The sequence below is a fragment of the Pantoea agglomerans NBRC 102470 genome, from assembly GCF_001598475.1.
In the GTDB taxonomy this organism is placed as follows: domain Bacteria; phylum Pseudomonadota; class Gammaproteobacteria; order Enterobacterales; family Enterobacteriaceae; genus Pantoea; species Pantoea agglomerans.
In genome coordinates, this window is the sequence record NZ_BCZA01000004.1 from 77,633 (window position 1) to 92,943 (window position 15,311).

At 55.9% G+C, this 15,311-nt stretch carries 15 protein-coding genes; 5 read left to right on the forward strand and 10 right to left on the reverse strand.

The features are described 5' to 3' along the window. Entirely contained in the window at positions 1-1,347 is a 1,347-nt protein-coding gene (locus PAG01S_RS08845) for an enolase C-terminal domain-like protein (RefSeq protein ID WP_062758349.1), read from the reverse strand. After that, the gene (locus PAG01S_RS08850) at positions 1,344-2,705 is read right to left on the reverse strand and encodes an MFS transporter (protein ID WP_010248591.1); all 1,362 of its coding nucleotides are present in this window, start codon (positions 2,703-2,705) and stop codon (positions 1,344-1,346) included. The genes PAG01S_RS08845 and PAG01S_RS08850 overlap by 4 nt, the downstream gene beginning before the upstream one ends. Positions 2,706-3,279: 574 nt before the next feature. On the opposite strand from PAG01S_RS08850, the gene garD reads away from it, so the two are divergent. Continuing rightward, on the forward strand, positions 3,280-4,839 hold the full coding sequence (garD, locus tag PAG01S_RS08855) for a galactarate dehydratase (RefSeq protein ID WP_010672140.1): 1,560 nt from the start codon (positions 3,280-3,282) through the stop codon (positions 4,837-4,839). A gap of 78 nt (positions 4,840-4,917) precedes the next feature. Here the strand turns inward: garD and PAG01S_RS08860 are convergent, their stop codons facing one another. The 4 genes from PAG01S_RS08860 to syd all read right to left on the reverse strand — a co-directional run bounded on the left by PAG01S_RS08860 (position 4,918) and on the right by syd (position 7,621). Next, positions 4,918-5,364 carry a flavodoxin gene (locus PAG01S_RS08860; protein WP_033758703.1) on the reverse strand — a complete coding sequence of 149 codons (447 nt, stop codon included), beginning with the start codon at positions 5,362-5,364 and terminating at the stop codon, positions 4,918-4,920. A 12-nt stretch (positions 5,365-5,376) separates the two neighbouring features. Continuing rightward, positions 5,377-6,156 carry a tRNA pseudouridine(65) synthase TruC gene (truC, locus tag PAG01S_RS08865; RefSeq protein WP_033772508.1) on the reverse strand — a complete coding sequence of 260 codons (780 nt, stop codon included), beginning with the start codon at positions 6,154-6,156 and terminating at the stop codon, positions 5,377-5,379. Then, a complete protein-coding gene (locus PAG01S_RS08870; RefSeq protein WP_022623807.1) occupies positions 6,156-6,485 on the reverse strand; it encodes a YqcC family protein in 330 nt (109 codons plus the stop codon). Before PAG01S_RS08870 ends, truC begins: the two co-directional genes overlap by 1 nt. A 587-nt stretch (positions 6,486-7,072) precedes the next feature. Beyond that, entirely contained in the window at positions 7,073-7,621 is a 549-nt protein-coding gene (gene syd, locus PAG01S_RS08875) for a SecY-interacting protein (protein WP_062758351.1), read from the reverse strand. A 62-nt stretch (positions 7,622-7,683) separates the two neighbouring features. Here syd and queF point away from each other — a divergent pair, with 62 nt between their 5' ends. From queF to xni, 3 genes are all read left to right on the forward strand, one after another. Next, a complete protein-coding gene (queF, locus tag PAG01S_RS08880) occupies positions 7,684-8,529 on the forward strand; it encodes an NADPH-dependent 7-cyano-7-deazaguanine reductase QueF (protein WP_022623809.1) in 846 nt (281 codons plus the stop codon). Between the two features lie 169 nt (positions 8,530-8,698). Further along, positions 8,699-10,063, forward strand: coding sequence for a nucleotide 5'-monophosphate nucleosidase PpnN (ppnN, locus tag PAG01S_RS08885; protein ID WP_010672144.1), 1,365 nt, complete (start codon positions 8,699-8,701; stop codon positions 10,061-10,063). A gap of 34 nt (positions 10,064-10,097) precedes the next feature. Next, a complete protein-coding gene (gene xni / locus PAG01S_RS08890; protein ID WP_062758353.1) occupies positions 10,098-10,853 on the forward strand; it encodes a flap endonuclease Xni in 756 nt (251 codons plus the stop codon). Positions 10,854-10,877: 24 nt separating this feature from the next. Here xni and rlmM read toward each other — a convergent pair whose 3' ends face one another. The 4 genes from rlmM to PAG01S_RS08910 all read right to left on the reverse strand — a co-directional run bounded on the left by rlmM (position 10,878) and on the right by PAG01S_RS08910 (position 13,893). Then, on the reverse strand, positions 10,878-11,978 hold the full coding sequence (rlmM, locus tag PAG01S_RS08895) for a 23S rRNA (cytidine(2498)-2'-O)-methyltransferase RlmM (RefSeq protein WP_010248609.1): 1,101 nt from the start codon (positions 11,976-11,978) through the stop codon (positions 10,878-10,880). Next, positions 11,971-12,366 (reverse strand): DUF423 domain-containing protein, encoded by a 396-nt coding sequence (locus tag PAG01S_RS08900; protein ID WP_010248611.1) that lies wholly within the window; start codon positions 12,364-12,366, stop codon positions 11,971-11,973. The genes rlmM and PAG01S_RS08900 overlap by 8 nt, the downstream gene beginning before the upstream one ends. Before the next feature lie 50 nt (positions 12,367-12,416). Then, entirely contained in the window at positions 12,417-13,334 is a 918-nt protein-coding gene (locus tag PAG01S_RS08905; protein WP_003854641.1) for a transcriptional regulator GcvA, read from the reverse strand. A 334-nt stretch (positions 13,335-13,668) separates the two neighbouring features. After that, complete coding sequence (locus PAG01S_RS08910; RefSeq protein WP_010248613.1) at positions 13,669-13,893, reverse strand: YgdI/YgdR family lipoprotein; 225 nt, start codon at positions 13,891-13,893, stop codon at positions 13,669-13,671. A gap of 209 nt (positions 13,894-14,102) precedes the next feature. Here PAG01S_RS08910 and csdA point away from each other — a divergent pair, with 209 nt between their 5' ends. Next, a complete protein-coding gene (gene csdA, locus PAG01S_RS08915; protein WP_062758355.1) occupies positions 14,103-15,311 on the forward strand; it encodes a cysteine desulfurase CsdA in 1,209 nt (402 codons plus the stop codon).

Consider the following 15,311-nt stretch of genomic DNA (forward strand, 5'->3'; position numbering starts at 1 on the left):
TTATGCTGTTGCACGGCCAAATGCCGGGCGTTTGCGATCAAATGTCCAGCCGGGGACCAGATATTGCATCGCCGTGGCGTCGTTACGCGCACCGGCGGGCAGTGACTGATAAAGCTGATTGGCTTTGTTTACCTGCTCCCAGTCGAGCTCAATGCCCAGACCCGGCGCATCCGGTACGGCAATTTTCCCGTTGCGGATTTGCAGAGGATTTTTCGTCAGGCGCTGATCGCCCTCCTGCCAGATCCAGTGGGTATCAATCGCGGTAGGATTACCTGGCGCCGCCGCACCCACATGGGTAAACATCGCCAGCGAAATATCGAAGTGGTTATTGGAGTGGCAGCCCCAGGTGAGGCCCCACTCATCGCAGAGCTGCGCGACCCGCACGGCACCGCTCAGCGTCCAGAAGTGAGGATCCGCCAGCGGAATATCGACCGCATTGAGCATCACCGCGTGATTCATCTCGCGCCAGTTGGTGGCGATCATATTGGTGGCCACCGGTAAGCCGGTTGCGCGCCGGAACTCGGCCATCACTTCACGTCCCGAATAGCCCTGCTCCGCGCCGCACGGATCTTCAGCGTAGCTCAGCACATCCCGCATCCCTTTACACAGCGCTATCGCCTCGTCCAGCAGCCAGGCGCCGTTCGGGTCGACCGTAATGCGGGCGTCGGGAAAGCGCTGCTTCAGCGCCGCCGCGGTGGCAATCTCCTGCTCGCCCGGCAACACGCCGCCTTTGAGCTTAAAATCTTTGAAGCCATATTTATCCGCAGCCGCCTCAGCCAGCCGCACCACGGCATCGCTGGTCAGCGCTTCCTGATGACGCAGGTGATACCAGTCGTGGCTGGCCTGCTCACCACTCAGATAGGGCAGATCGGTCTTGCGGCGGTCACCGAGATAGAACAGATAGCCCAGCACCGTCACTTCATCACGCTGTTTACCTGGCCCCAGCAGTTCAGCCACCGGTACGCCCAGACACTGTCCCAGCAGATCAAGCAGCGCTGCTTCCAGCGCCGCTACCGCGTTGACCCGCAACTCAAAAGTCCAGGCACCGTTGCCAAAGGTGGTGAAGTCAGCCGACTGATTGCCTTTGTGCACCTGCTGCACCAGACGGTTCATTCGCGCAATCTGCTGGCCTTTCACCTGCGGAATCGCCTCAACCAGCGTCTGATAGATGGTGTCGCCGCCGGGAGCTTCACCGACGCCGGTGTGACCGGCGCTGTCAGTGAGAACCACAATATTGCGGGTAAAACAGGCGTTGTGCGCACCGCCAATATTGAGCAGCATGCTGTCATAACCGGCGACCGGGATAACCTGCATCTCAGTAATCACCGGCGAACTTTGCGTATTCATAATGCATCCTTACCGGGCCAGGTTTTCAGTTCGACACGTTTGATATCGCCCGCGATCACCAGGAAGCTGAATGCGGCGACAAAGGCATGAATACCGACATAGATCAGCGCGCCTTCAAAGGAGCCGCTGGTGGCGATGATGTAACCGATGGCGATAGGCGTCACGATGCCAGAGAAGTTACCGAACATGTTGAACAGACCGCCGCTCAGGCCACTGATCTCTTTCGGTGCGGTATCTGCCATCACCGCCCAGCCCAGCGCACCGATGCCTTTACCAAAGAACGCCAGTGCCATGAAGAACACCACCACCCATTCGGTATCGGTGTAGTTACACATCACCATCGAAATAGAGAGCAGCATGCCGAGCACGATCGGCGTTTTACGCGCGATATTCAGGGAGCCGGTTTTACGCATCAGCCAGTCGGAGATCACCCCACCCAGTACGCCGCCGAGGAAGCCGCACACCGCCGGAATCGAGGCAATAAAGCCCGCTTTGAGAATCGACATGCCGCGCGCCTGTACCAGATAGACCGGGAACCAGGTGATAAAAAAGTAGGTTAAGGCGTTAACGCAGTACTGACCGAGGTAGATACCCAGCATCATGCGTGACGTCAGCAGCTGTTTGATCTGGAACCACTTCTCGCTCCAGCTCACTTTGCGGCTATCCTTTTTGACATCCATGTTGATCAGCGCACCGCCCTGCTCCATGTACTCCAGTTCGGCTTTATTCACGCCAGGGTGATCGGTGGGATCGTGGATCACTTTCAGCCAGATGAAACTAAGGATGATGCCCAGGCCGCCCATGAACCAGAACACGTGCGCCCAGCCCACGGAAGAGACCAGCCAGCCCATGATGGGCGCGAAGATAACGGTGGCGAAGTATTGGGCCGAGTTGAAGATCGCCACGGCCGTGCCGCGCTCCTGCGCCGGAAACCAGGCCGCGACGATGCGGCTGTTGCCAGGGAAGGAGGGCGCTTCGGCCAGTCCGACCAGGAAACGCAGAATAAACAGCGACATGATGATGCCGAAGCCGCTGAACAGATCGACGAACCCTTGCAAAAAGGTAAAGAGCGACCAGGTAAAGATGCTCCAGAAATAGACGCGTTTTGAGCCGAAGCGGTCAAGCAGCCAGCCGCCCGGAATCTGACCAATAACATACGCCCATGAGAAGGCTGAGAAGATATAGCCGAGTCCGACCGAATCGAGGCCAATATCTTTTGACATCGCCGAACCGGCAATCGAAATCGTTGCGCGGTCACCGTAGTTGAATGAGGTGACGATAAATAACATCACCACAATCCAGTAACGGGCATTGGTGCGTTTCTGCACCGTTTCCGCGGTCTGGCTGAAACTATTCATGATGCACTCCTGAAATATAGCGTGAGCTACATTCGCTCTGACTGCATACACATCGCGTTGGGTATCAGAGAGAAGTTGGGTTAAACACGGCGATCTTTTTGTTTTGGCAAACTTTATTTATCCATCCGGTGTCTGGCAGCCGCGGCGGTTAATAATCCCAGGCAACCTCTTTCGGATGAATAATACGTCGTGACAGATAACCTGACTTTGGCTAACGGAACTCAGTATAAGAACAGCCTGTGGCGATCACATTGGCGCATCGCCCTGGAATAATCGCCTTATTGAAGTGATTGTCTTGCGGATGCACAAAAGCCTGCGGTATAGCTCACGAAAGTGGCAAATACCCGTGCAAAATCCGCCCCGGATAACGCTTTCCCCCGCTGTTTGTGAGGGTCTTCACTTGCTTTTGGATAATCGACCCAAAACAGCGAGACGAATTGCCTTAATGGTGGTCATTTGCACAATGCGCGACCCGCCCCGCCTCCCTATACTGAAGCTGGCAAACAAGGGCGTGACAGGTCAGATCATTACAGCGTGCCGCACAAGTACGGTACGACAGACGGGAAGGTGAGCGATGAACCCAAAAACAGATGAACAACCGCTCTATATCAAAGTCCATGAGCACGACAATGTGGCGATTGTGGTTAACAGCCTCGGTCTGCCAGCCGGTACGCAGTTTGCGGATGGTCTGACCCTCACAGAGCATGTGCCGCAGGGCCACAAAGTGGCGCTGAGCGCGATTAATCAGGGTGCAGAGATCGTGCGTTATGGCGAAGTCATTGGCTATGCATTGCGGGATATTGCCCAGGGCAGCTGGATTGACGAGTCACTGGTCGCGCTGCCGGAAGCCCCTCCGCTGGAGAGTCTGCCGTTAGCCACTCAGGTTCCGCCTGATTTGCCGCCGCTGGAGGGCTATACCTTTGAAGGTTACCGCAATGCGGATGGCAGCGTAGGCACGCGTAACCTGCTCGGCATCACCACCAGCGTCCACTGCGTGGCCGGTGTGGTGGATCATGTCGTACAGATCATTGAACGGGATTTACTGCCGCGCTATCCGAACGTGGATGGTGTGGTTGCCCTGAACCACCTTTATGGCTGTGGTGTGGCGATCAACGCACCGGCGGCGGTCGTGCCGATTCGCACCATTCATAACCTGGCGCTGAATGCGAATTTCGGCGGCGAAGTGATGATCGTCAGCCTCGGCTGTGAAAAGTTACAGCCAGAGCGTCTGTTGACTGGCACCCCCGACGTGCAGGCGATTTCGCTGGACGATCATGACATCGTGCGTCTGCAGGATGAAAAGCTGGTGGGCTTTGGCGCGATGGTCAATGAGATTCTGCAGGTGGCGGAGCGTCATCTCCAGCGGCTGAATCAGCGCCAGCGCGAAACCTGCTCCGCAGCAGAACTGATTGTCGGCATGCAGTGTGGTGGCAGCGATGCGTTTTCGGGCGTGACGGCAAATCCGGCAGTGGGCTTCGCCTCTGATCTGCTGGTGCGTTGCGGTGCCACCGTGATGTTCTCGGAAGTCACGGAAGTGCGTGATGCGATTCACCTGCTGACGCCGCGGGTGATTAATCAGGAAGTCGGTAAGCGCTTACTGGAGGAGATGGCCTGGTATGATAATTACCTCGACCAGGGCCAGACCGATCGCAGCGCTAACCCGTCGCCGGGCAATAAAAAAGGCGGGCTGGCGAACGTGGTGGAAAAAGCGCTTGGCTCGATCGCAAAATCGGGACGCAGCGCCATCGTTGAAGTGCTCTCGCCCGGCCAGCGGCCTACGCGACGCGGATTGATCTACGCGGCGACGCCCGCCAGCGATTTTGTCTGCGGTACGCAGCAGCTGGCATCCGGTATCACCCTGCAGGTGTTTACTACAGGTCGCGGGACGCCTTACGGACTGGCAGCGATTCCGGTGATCAAGATGGCGACGCGTAATGCGCTGGCAGAGCGCTGGCACGATCTGATGGACATCAATGCCGGGACGATTGCTACCGGTGAAGAGAGTATTGAGCAGGTGGGCTGGCGACTGTTTGAGTTGATTCTGGATATCGCCAGTGGCAGAAAGCAGACCTGGTCCGATCGCTGGGGCATTCGTAATCAGCTGGCGGTGTTTAACCCGGCGCCTGTCACCTGATATTGCACTCAACGGACATCGCCGTGCGCACAACACAGGCTTATCTCAGCTAAGGCAGAGATAAGCCTGGCCTTGCAATCAGAGCTGCGCGCCCCAGGCTTCAACCCACGGCGAGGTTACCGCCTCCGGTTCCGGATTTTCAGTGGCATCAACCAGTAACACCTCACCGATCCGCTGAGCGCCCTGCTCCTGCAGCAGCGCGTCAAAGGTTTTACCCGCGCCACAGAAATGGTCATAGCTGCTGTCACCCAGTGCAATCACGCCATAGCGCAGCGCGGGCTGATGACCGAGCTGATCTTTAATCGCATGGAACAGACCTGAAATCGTGTCGGGAAAATCGCCATGCCCGGTAGTAGAAGTGACAATTAACGCCACGTCGCTGGCATAGTTTTGCCAGTCAGCCAGCGTCGGATCGTCAAACACCGTTACGCTGTGCCCCTGCTGCTGCAGAATGGGCTCTGCTTCTTCCGCGACCAGTAGCGCATTGCCATATACCGTACCTACAAAAATGCCAATCTTTGCCATCTGCTTTCTCCCTTATTCTGAAACGTTATCCTGTCCTGGCGCTGCGTCAAACTCAACCCGCGGCACCTCAGGAATGCGATCCTGCCAGCCAAACTGGTTCATCAGATTCTGCCAGACGCCATCCAGTCCGGCGCGAAGCAGCAACGGTTCACCGGTTACCGGATGAGTTAATGCCAGGCTGCTGGCGTGCAGCATCAGGCGGTTAGCGCCAAAATGTTCGGCAGCACCCCGGTTCTGACGCAGATCGCCGTGCGCCGAATCGCCAATAATCGGATGACGCAGGTGTGACATATGACGACGCAGCTGATGCTTGCGACCGGTTTTAGGAGCCAGTTCAACCAGGCTATAACGCGAAGTGGGATAACGGCCAATGCCGACCGGCATCTCGACCGTTGCCAGTGACTGATAATCGGTGACCGCGGGCTGTGCGGTGCGCGCTTCCGTGGCGTGTTTATCGGCAATTTTATCCAGCTCTTCCACCAGCGGATAATCGAGCGTCCCGCTGCTCTCCAGCCAGCCGCGAACCACAGCGTGGTAGGTTTTCTGCATCTGGTGCTGTTCAAACTGCAGCGAAAGCAGACGTCCGACTTCACTGGAGAGCCCCATCAGCAGTACCCCTGACGTGGGCTTGTCGAGACGATGCGCCGTAAACACATGCTGTCCAATCTGATCACGAACGGTCTGCATCACAAACACCGTTTCATGGCGATCCAGCCAGCTGCGATGAACCAGCCAGCCGCTGGGCTTGTTGACGGCAACCAGCCACTCATCCTGATAGAGTATCTCCAGCATCAGTGGGCAGCATCAGTGATTAACGCATCAAGTTGACGCAGGGTCAGCAACAGCGGCGCAATACCCGGCTGGTCAGGCACCAGAGCCACCTCATAATAGGGGGCCACGGCAAAATTTTGTGGTAACGGATGTCGGGCCGCAATCAGGGCATGCATCCGCGGGACTAACACCCACTGGAGCCACTGCAGCGGCTCCAGTGTATCCAGGCAAAAGGGTTCGCGGCTCTCGAGCGCCCCCTCGGCCGGCGGGGTACTCTGCCAGAGATGATGCTCACGCATCACCGCTTCCAGTTGTTCCAGCCGTTGCGTAATCAATTGTTCAGGCGTCATGCGCCACCTCCGCGAGCAGTCAAAAATGGGCGGCAAGCATATCACTTGTTGGCACAGGCACAAAAAAAGGGAGCACTGTATAAACAGTGCTCCCGGTTCGTTTGCAGCCATCCCGCCACGTTAATGCTCCCTGCTCTTCCATGACAACTTGTCCAGTGCGAACTCCTGTCGCGCATCGTCCTGATGTATCCTTAGCATCCTGGCCCACCACCTCTTCTGAGGGGGTTCTCATTCTCCATCCTGGAGGTGTCCCTTGCTCAATCCTGAGCGATCCTGTTTCATCCTGAAACCTTCCGTGTGCCGTAAGCTCCGTTACGTTCCTGCCTCATGGCTTATCATCATCCTGACGATATCTTTTTCCTGAGCCTCCTGCAGTGCGAAACATTTTGACAGAACTCGTTACGCGCACAAGGTACTCACAGCAGAACTTTACGAAATGTGCGGCGTAAATTCAGATAAACGCCATTAAGTTGATGATTCACAATATTTTTACATCTCAGCCTTCCGGAAGTCTCACCTGTTATATAGCGATCTCTCACAGCACGTGTAAGAGATGTCTCACAAGACCAGGGGCAAATCACTGCAACTCAGATGATAACCGGTTGTAATGACTTAAGAAATATCTCAAGCGTTTCCGCTAATTTCACACGCTGTTTACCGCCGGGCTGCTCCAGAATCACTTCGCCGCTGAGATTAGAAAGCGAGATGATCTCCTGTTCTGACTCGGTGGTGGCGATAAACAGCGTAGGCGACTGTTTAAGGCGGCGCTGCATCACCAGATGCCCGATCAGATTCTCCTGTAACCGCAGGAAATCATCCTCACTCCAGACCTGTAAGAGTGTCAGCTGATTCTCACCAAAACTGGCCTGCATATCGCCGGCAAACTGCGTGGTATAGAAAGCCGTGATCTGCGGCTGGAGCTGGATGTCGATCGCCCGCTCAACCGCATCCAGCGTCTGTGGCAGAGTAAAAGGCTGCGGCTGCCAGACGACCCGCTGATCGCGATCCTCCAGGGCACAGGGCGAAGGTACACCAAAGAGATCGCTGCTGGCCGGCGCATGCCCGGCCTGCTGAAGCCATTGCTGGCAGTATCGGGTGGTAAAGTCGCGCAACGCGGCGGCAGTTTGCTGCATCATTCATATTCTCACTTCTGATGGGTTACACTTAGCCACTTTGATTAATTTTGGTGGTAACCGCAATGACTACTCACGAACAGGATCAGGCACTCAGCAACCTGACGCTGGGCAAACCCACAGCCTATCACGATCATTATGACAACAGCTTACTGCAGGCGGTGCCGCGCAGCCTGAATCGTGAACCACTTGGCCTGTTTCCCGACAGCCTGCCCTTTACCGGCAGTGATATCTGGACCCTGTATGAACTCTCGTGGCTCAACAGCAAAGGTCTGCCACAGGTTGCCGTTGGCGAAGTGGTGCTCGATGCGCAGAGCCGCAACCTTATCGAGTCAAAAAGCTTCAAGCTCTACCTTAACAGTTTCAACCAGACCCGCTTTGCCGACTGGGGCGAGGTTCGTCAGACGCTGGAGCGTGACCTGAGTGCCTGTGCTGAAGGTGAAGCGCGGGTCGCGCTGTTCCGTCTCAATGAAGTGGAAGGTCAGCCCATCGGCCATTTTGAGGGGGTTTGTATTGATGAGCAGGATATCGCCATAGAGGATTACCGCTTCAATGCTGACTATCTGGCCGATGCTGCGGGCAGCGAAATCGTTGAAGAGACGCTGGTCAGCCACCTGCTCAAGTCAAACTGTCTGATTACCAATCAGCCCGACTGGGGCTCCGTGATGATTCGTTATAAAGGCCCGCGTATCGACCGTGAAGCGCTGCTGCGCTATCTGGTCTCATTCCGCCAGCACAACGAATTTCACGAGCAGTGTGTCGAACGCATTTTTAATGATGTGATGCGTTTCTGCCATCCGGAAGCGCTGACTGTGTATGCACGCTACACCCGTCGTGGCGGACTGGATATCAATCCATGGCGCACTAATGTGCCCTTCTCGCCCGGTTTTTCGCGGCTGGTCCGTCAGTAGTTTGCGAGACTTCTCGCAGGCTGCGTGCACTAAGCGCAGTTCCGCTTGAGCTGTGCGGGCCGACAAGGCTACTCTGGTGATGGCGGCTACCTGCGGGTGGCCGACCAGGGATTTTCGTCACTGCCGTTGCAGTGCCAACACGCACCCAGGCGGGTGTAAAGGAGTTCATTTGATTACCCATATCAGCCCTCTTGGCTCAATGGATCTGCTTTCACAGCTGGAAGTCGATATGCTCAAGCGCACAGCCAGCAGCGACCTCTACCAGCTGTTTCGCAACTGCTCTCTTGCCGTGCTTAACTCCGGCAGCCAGACTGACAGCAGCCAGGAGCTGCTCTCCCGCTTTGAAAATTTCGACATCAATGTGTTGCGCCGTGAGCGCGGCGTCAAACTGGAGCTGATCAATCCACCGGAAGAGGCGTTTGTGGATGGCCGCATCATCCGTTCACTGCAGGCTAACCTGTTTGCGGTGCTGCGTGACATCCTGTTTGTCAGCGGTCAGCTCAACATGCCGGGTCGGTTCACTGCGGCTGAAGAAAATGACTCCGCCACTATCACCAACACCGTGTTTTCCATTCTGCGTAACGCGCGGGCACTGCACATCGGCGAGTATCCCAACACCGTGGTCTGCTGGGGCGGTCACTCGATCAACGCCGTTGAGTACCAGTATTGCCGCAATGTCGGAACTCAGCTTGGACTGCGTGAACTGAACATCTGTACCGGCTGCGGGCCGGGTGTGATGGAAGCGCCAATGAAAGGGGCCGCCGTAGGCCATGCTCAGCAGCGCTATCGTGACAGCCGCTTTATCGGCCTGACCGAACCCTCCATCATTGCGGCAGAACCGCCGAATCCGCTGGTGAATGAGTTGATCATCATGCCGGACATCGAAAAACGTCTGGAAGCTTTTGTGCGCATTGCCCATGGCATCATCATTTTCCCGGGCGGCGTAGGGACCGCAGAAGAGTTGCTCTATCTGCTGGGCATCCTGATGAATCCGCAGAACAGCGATCAGGTATTACCGCTGATCCTGACCGGGCCGGAAGAGAGCGCCGACTACTTCCGCGTGCTGGATGATTTCATCGTTAACACCCTGGGCGAACAGGCGCGTAAGCATTATCAGATCATCATCAACGATGCAGCCGAAGTGGCGCGTCTGATGAAGAAAGCGATGCCGCAGGTAAAAGAGAATCGTCGCGAAACCGGCGATGCTTACAGCTTTAACTGGTCGATTCGCATTGAACCCGATCTGCAGGTGCCGTTCCTGCCAACCCATGAAAATATGGCGAATCTCAATCTCTACACCAATCAGCCACCCGAAAAGCTGGCTGCTGACCTGCGCCGCGCCTTCTCAGGTATCGTAGCCGGTAACGTCAAAGAGATGGGCATCCGCGAAATCCGCGAGAAGGGACGCTACAAACTGCATGGCGACCCCGACATCATGCACCGCATGGATGAGCTGCTGCAGGGATTCGTTGCACAGCAACGCATGAAACTGCCAGGCACCGCCTACATTCCCTGCTACGAAATTATCAAATAAACCAGGAGGCAGCCCCCGGGCTGCCCATACTCTCATGGCTCTTCATCTTGTTATTGTTGACGCGTTGAATCTGATTCGCCGTCTGCATGCGGTACAGGGCTCCCCCTGTGTCGAAGGCTGCGTGGCTGCGCTGCGCCAGATATTGGGTCACGCCCATCCGACTCATGCGGTGGCGGTATTTGATGGCGAAGCGCGTCATCAGGGCTGGCGTCATCAGCTGCTACCCGATTACAAAAGCGGTCGCCCGCCGATGCCAGACGATTTAAAGGCAGAGATGCCGGCGTTACAGGAGGCCTTTCGCGCCGCAGGCGTAAGCTGCTGGATAGCGGGCGAGGATGAGGCGGACGATTTAGCGGCGACGCTGGCGGTGAAAATGGCTCAGGCCGGACATCAGGCCACCATTGTTTCAACCGACAAAGGCTACTGTCAGCTGCTGGCACCCGAGATCCGCATCCGCGACTACTTCCAGAAACGCTGGCTTGATCTGCCTTTTATCGAGGCTGAATTTGGTGTGGCGCCCCAGCGGTTACCCGACTACTGGGGATTGTGCGGCATCAGCAGCAGTAAAATTCCGGGCATCACCGGCATCGGTCCGAAAAGCGCGAAACAGCTACTAACAGAGTTTCACACGCTTGAAGGGATCTATCAGCAACTGGATCAGGTGCCAGCCAGATGGCGGGAGAAGCTCGCTGAGGGTCAGCAGATGGCAGAGATCAGCCGTCAGGTCGCAACCCTGAAGCGGGATCTGGTGCTGCAGGGCAATCTGAATACGCTGCGTTATACCGGCTGAGTGCCCTTGCACTCAGCCCGGCGATTAACGTTCGTCGCGACGACCACCGGCAGCCGCCCAGATTCGGCGCACATGTACGGTCACCTCTTCGCGGTCATGGTAAAGCTGACGAGCGCGAATCTGCACGTTAATACCATTATCATCGAATCGTTCCTGCATCATGGCCAGATTCTGCGTCACCTCTTCATAGCGCTTTTTCATGGGCAACTTAAGGTTGAAGATCGCTTCACGGCACCAGCCGTTGACCAGCCAGTCGGTCATCAGGTTAGCCACACGCACCGGCTTCTCCACCATGTCACACACCAGCCAGCTGATGTTGGTGCGTGGCGGACGGAATTTAAAGCCATCCGCTTTCTCGTGCATCACCTGGCCCGTATCCATCAGGCTCGGTGCCATCGGTCCGTTGTCCACCGCATACACCATCATGCTGCGCTGAACCAGCTGATAGGTCCAGCCGCCCGGACAGGCACCGAGATCCACGGCGTACATGCCGCTGGCTAAACGCTCATCCCACTCATCCGCAGGGATAAAGACGTGAAACGCCTCCTCCAGCTTAAGGGTGGAACGGCTTGGCGCATCGGAGGGGAACTTAAGGCGTGGAATACCCATGTAAAACGGCGAGCTGTTTTCCCGGATGGAGTAGCCGACGTAACAGGTGCCCGGTGCGATGAAAAACACATGCACGACCGGGCGCTTCGGGCTCTCATAATTCAACAGGATCTTGCTTTCACGCAGTGCCGAGCGCAGCGGCACGGTGAACTTGCGGCAGAACTTAGTCAGCTCTTTGGCTTCGTTGGTGTCTGGCACTTCAACACGCAGTTCGCCGCCCTTTTCCACTACGCCGGTCAGCATGCCGACAATCGGGGTAATGCGATCTTCCTGCGGCAGGTCACGCAGCATTTCGCCGACGACCAGCATCTGACGGGCAAAAATCAGCTCGTCAAACGGCAACTCACGTGCCAGCCGCTCGGCATCTTCAAACTGATAGCACTCGAACAGCACGTAGCCAGAGTCATCTTTAACCCGTGGAAAGCCGTAGATTTCACGTTCAGCCGCTTTGGCGCTGATTTCCGCCGCACACTCTTTTTCAAAACCGGGACGACAATAGAGTAAAACTTTATTCATGGCGTTCTGCCTTTCGTTTAAGACGCAGCGCGCCAATCAACATCAATACCCAACCGGCGAGGAAACAGACCCCGCCCACGGGGGTGATAAAAACCCAAAACTTCAGATGTGACAGCGCCAGACAATAGAGGCTGCCACTAAACAGCACGGTGCCGAGCGCCATCAGCGCACTGCTCCAGTAAAACCAGATATTGGCGCGGCGTAACATCGCAGCACCCAGCCCCATCACCGCTAAGGTGTGATAAGCCTGATATTCCAGCCCGGTATGAATCCAGGCCATTTCAGCCGCACCAAGCGACTGACTCAAAACGTGGGCACCAAATGCGCCAAAAGCCACCAGCAGAAATCCGCTGATAGCCGAAAAAACAAACATGGCACGACTGGACATTAACCGATCCTCAGAGTCCTTTTGCATCTGAATGCAAATAAATCAATACGTTATTGTTGATAGCGAAAGCGGAATTTTTCTTGTTCGGTTGCAGCTTTTTCCAGGATCCACTGCCGGAAGGCGGCTATTTTACCCAGTTCTGCCTGACTGTCATGACAAACCAGATAAAAAGCGTTTTTACTGACTAATACATCATTGAACGGGCAGATTAATCGCCCGGCTTCTATTTCGCTCTGCGCCATGACGTTATTCGCCAGCGCCACGCCCTGACCATGAATCGCCGCCTGCAATACCATGGCGCTGTGGCTGAAGATTGGCCCCTGCTGCACATTGATATGCTGCAGGCCCAGTTGCCGGATATAAGATTGCCAGTCCCGGCGGGAGGCATCATGCAGCAGAGTAAAACGCGACAGATCCATCGGCGTTTTCAGCGGATTATCCCCGGTCATCAGCGACGGTGAACAGACCGGCAGCAGATATTCGGCATAAAGTTTTTCAACCCGCAGGCCGGGCCAGTTACCCCGACCGTAAAAAATCGCCACGTCGACATCGTCGGCCAGTTTCTCTTCGTCGCGGTCAACCGCCTGGATACGCACATCGATTCCCGGATAAGCCATATTAAAGCTGGAGAGGCGGGGAACCAGCCACTGAATGGCAAAGCTCGGCAGTAAACTAACGGTCAGCGCACCCTTGGCACTGCGCGCCTGCAGTTTGCGGGTCGCTTCGTTGATTGCCGAGAAAATCTCTTTGATATCGAGATAGTAGCTTTGTCCTTCTTCGGTCAGCAATAGCGAACGATTCCTCCGGCGAAATAGCTTTAACCCCAGAAAATCTTCCAGAGATTTAATCTGATGGCTTACAGCAGCCTGGGTGACAAACAGCTCTTCTGCGGCTTTGGTAAAGCTTAAATGGCGTGCAGCTGCATCAAAAACACGCAGTGCGTTGAGAGGAGGAAGGCGTTTCGACATGGTTTTCCGTATCCGGATCGGCAAAAAATACGCTGGCTTATACAAAGCGTTTACGTATTAGAATTTTTAATCCGAGGCATTATAATTTGTCCGTTGAGGAACCTCCAGCAAATACCTATAGTTGCCGCACTTCCTGAGCCGGAACGAAAAGTTTTTAGATTTGTGAGTGAGTTCGCAGATTTTCTGAAAGCTTTTGGCTTGTGGTCGTGATGTTGTGTTTGCAATTTTTGATCCGACGATTGCGGATCGAACTCTTAATTCCTGTAGATTTACCCTGTCTGTCCATAGTGATTTTTAAATAGCACCGCAAATTGCGGTGCTTTTTTTTTGCTGCTTAGTTGCCAGACTCTACCATCTCTTTGACATCAGAGCGGTTGATTTGCTGCTCGTTGCCATTCGCATCTTTATAGCTGATCATGCCGGTATCGTTATCGACTTTAGGCTTGCCGGCAGCCACAATGGTGCGACCATCATTGGTATGCATCACGTAATTGCTTGAACAGGCGCTCAGGGTAAAAGCCAGGGTACACACGGCCAGTACTGCGGTTAATTTTTTCATCTGCTATCTCCTTGTAGATTGATTGCATCAAACCACCCGCGTTACGCTAACCAGAGGCAGCCGATAAGTGAGATCGACTAGTAAACGTCCGATCGTTATGCGGGTTTGGTTCAAACCTTGCAATATTCAGCATAACGCGCTTTTCCAGCTTTGCCAGACGCAGACCATTCTTTCAGTGTGGTCCTAATTTTTCTTATCATGGACCAGGCATGACCGCATTCAATCCCACCGCATTTCGCCAGCAGTTTCCCGCACTCGCCGACGCAGGCGTTTATCTCGACAGCGCAGCGACCACGCTGAAGCCGCAGGCCGTCATCGACAGCACGCAGCAGTTTTACAGCCTCAGCGCGGGTACAGTCCATCGCAGCCAGTTTGCCGCCGCCCAGGCCTTAACCCATCGCTATGAGCAGGCGCGCAACCAGGTTGCCCGCTGGCTTAACGCCGCTGACGATCGTGAGATTGTCTGGACGCGCGGTACCACCGAAGCGATAAACCTGGTGGCGAACAGCTGGCTGCGCCCGCGCTTACAGCCTGGTGATGAGATTGTGGTCAGCGAGGCAGAACACCACGCCAACCTGGTGCCCTGGCTGATGGCTGCGCAGGCGTGCGGTGCCCGCGTCGTAAAATGGCCGTTAGGCGCGGATCGCCTGCCGGATATCAGCCAGCTGCCCGCCCTGCTCAACAGCCGTACCCGCCTGCTGGCGGTCGGACAGATGTCGAACGTCACCGGCGGATGTCCCGCACTCGCTCAGGCGATCCCGCTCGCTCACGCCGTGGGCGCGAAAGTGATGGTCGATGGCGCACAGGGCGTGGTGCATTGTCCGCCTGACGTACAGGCGCTGGATATCGACTTTTACGCCTTTTCCGGACATAAGATTTACGGCCCGATGGGCATTGGCGCGTTATATGGCAAAGCGGAACTGCTGGAGGCGATGGAGCCCTGGCAGGGCGGCGGTAAGATGATAACGGATGTCGATTTCAGCGGATTCACGCCGCAGCCGGTGCCGTGGCGTTTTGAGGCTGGCACCCCGAATGTGGCGGGCGTGGTGGGCCTGAGTGCAGCACTGAGCTGGCTGGCACAGTACGATCTGCCCGAAGCGGAGCGCTGGAGTCAGCAGCTTGCGACGCTGGCGGAAGAGCAGCTGGCGGAATTACCCGGTTTCCGCAGCTTCCGCTGTTCAAATGCCAGCCTGCTGGCATTTGAATTCGCTGGCCTGCATCACAGCGATCTGGTGACGCTGCTGGCTGAGCAGGGAATCGCCCTGCGCGCTGGCCAGCACTGCGCGCAGCCGTTGCTGGCGGCGCTGGGCGTCAGCGGCACGCTGCGGGCCTCTTTTGCACCCTATAATAATCTGCAGGATGTTGATGCGCTGGTGCGCGCTATGAAGAGCGCCATCTCGCTGTTATCGGAGTTTTGA

Bases quoted from the DNA above. Each gene is read 5' to 3' on its own strand.
- PAG01S_RS08905 (WP_003854641.1), bottom strand. From the start codon at position 13,334: ATGTCGAAACGCCTTCCTCCTCTCAACGCACTGCGTGTTTTTGATGCA.
- PAG01S_RS08870 (WP_022623807.1), bottom strand. From the start codon at position 6,485: ATGACGCCTGAACAATTGATTACGCAACGGCTGGAACAACTGGAAGCG.
- PAG01S_RS08910 (WP_010248613.1), bottom strand. From the start codon at position 13,893: ATGAAAAAATTAACCGCAGTACTGGCCGTGTGTACCCTGGCTTTTACC.
- rlmM (WP_010248609.1), bottom strand. From the start codon at position 11,978: ATGAATAAAGTTTTACTCTATTGTCGTCCCGGTTTTGAAAAAGAGTGT.
- syd (WP_062758351.1), bottom strand. From the start codon at position 7,621: ATGATGCAGCAAACTGCCGCCGCGTTGCGCGACTTTACCACCCGATAC.
- queF (WP_022623809.1), top strand. From the start codon at position 7,684: ATGACTACTCACGAACAGGATCAGGCACTCAGCAACCTGACGCTGGGC.
- garD (WP_010672140.1), top strand. From the start codon at position 3,280: ATGAACCCAAAAACAGATGAACAACCGCTCTATATCAAAGTCCATGAG.
- PAG01S_RS08900 (WP_010248611.1), bottom strand. From the start codon at position 12,366: ATGTCCAGTCGTGCCATGTTTGTTTTTTCGGCTATCAGCGGATTTCTG.
- PAG01S_RS08845 (WP_062758349.1), bottom strand. From the start codon at position 1,347: ATGAATACGCAAAGTTCGCCGGTGATTACTGAGATGCAGGTTATCCCG.
- PAG01S_RS08860 (WP_033758703.1), bottom strand. From the start codon at position 5,364: ATGGCAAAGATTGGCATTTTTGTAGGTACGGTATATGGCAATGCGCTA.
- csdA (WP_062758355.1), top strand. From the start codon at position 14,103: ATGACCGCATTCAATCCCACCGCATTTCGCCAGCAGTTTCCCGCACTC.
- PAG01S_RS08850 (WP_010248591.1), bottom strand. From the start codon at position 2,705: ATGAATAGTTTCAGCCAGACCGCGGAAACGGTGCAGAAACGCACCAAT.
- truC (WP_033772508.1), bottom strand. From the start codon at position 6,156: ATGCTGGAGATACTCTATCAGGATGAGTGGCTGGTTGCCGTCAACAAG.
- xni (WP_062758353.1), top strand. From the start codon at position 10,098: ATGGCTCTTCATCTTGTTATTGTTGACGCGTTGAATCTGATTCGCCGT.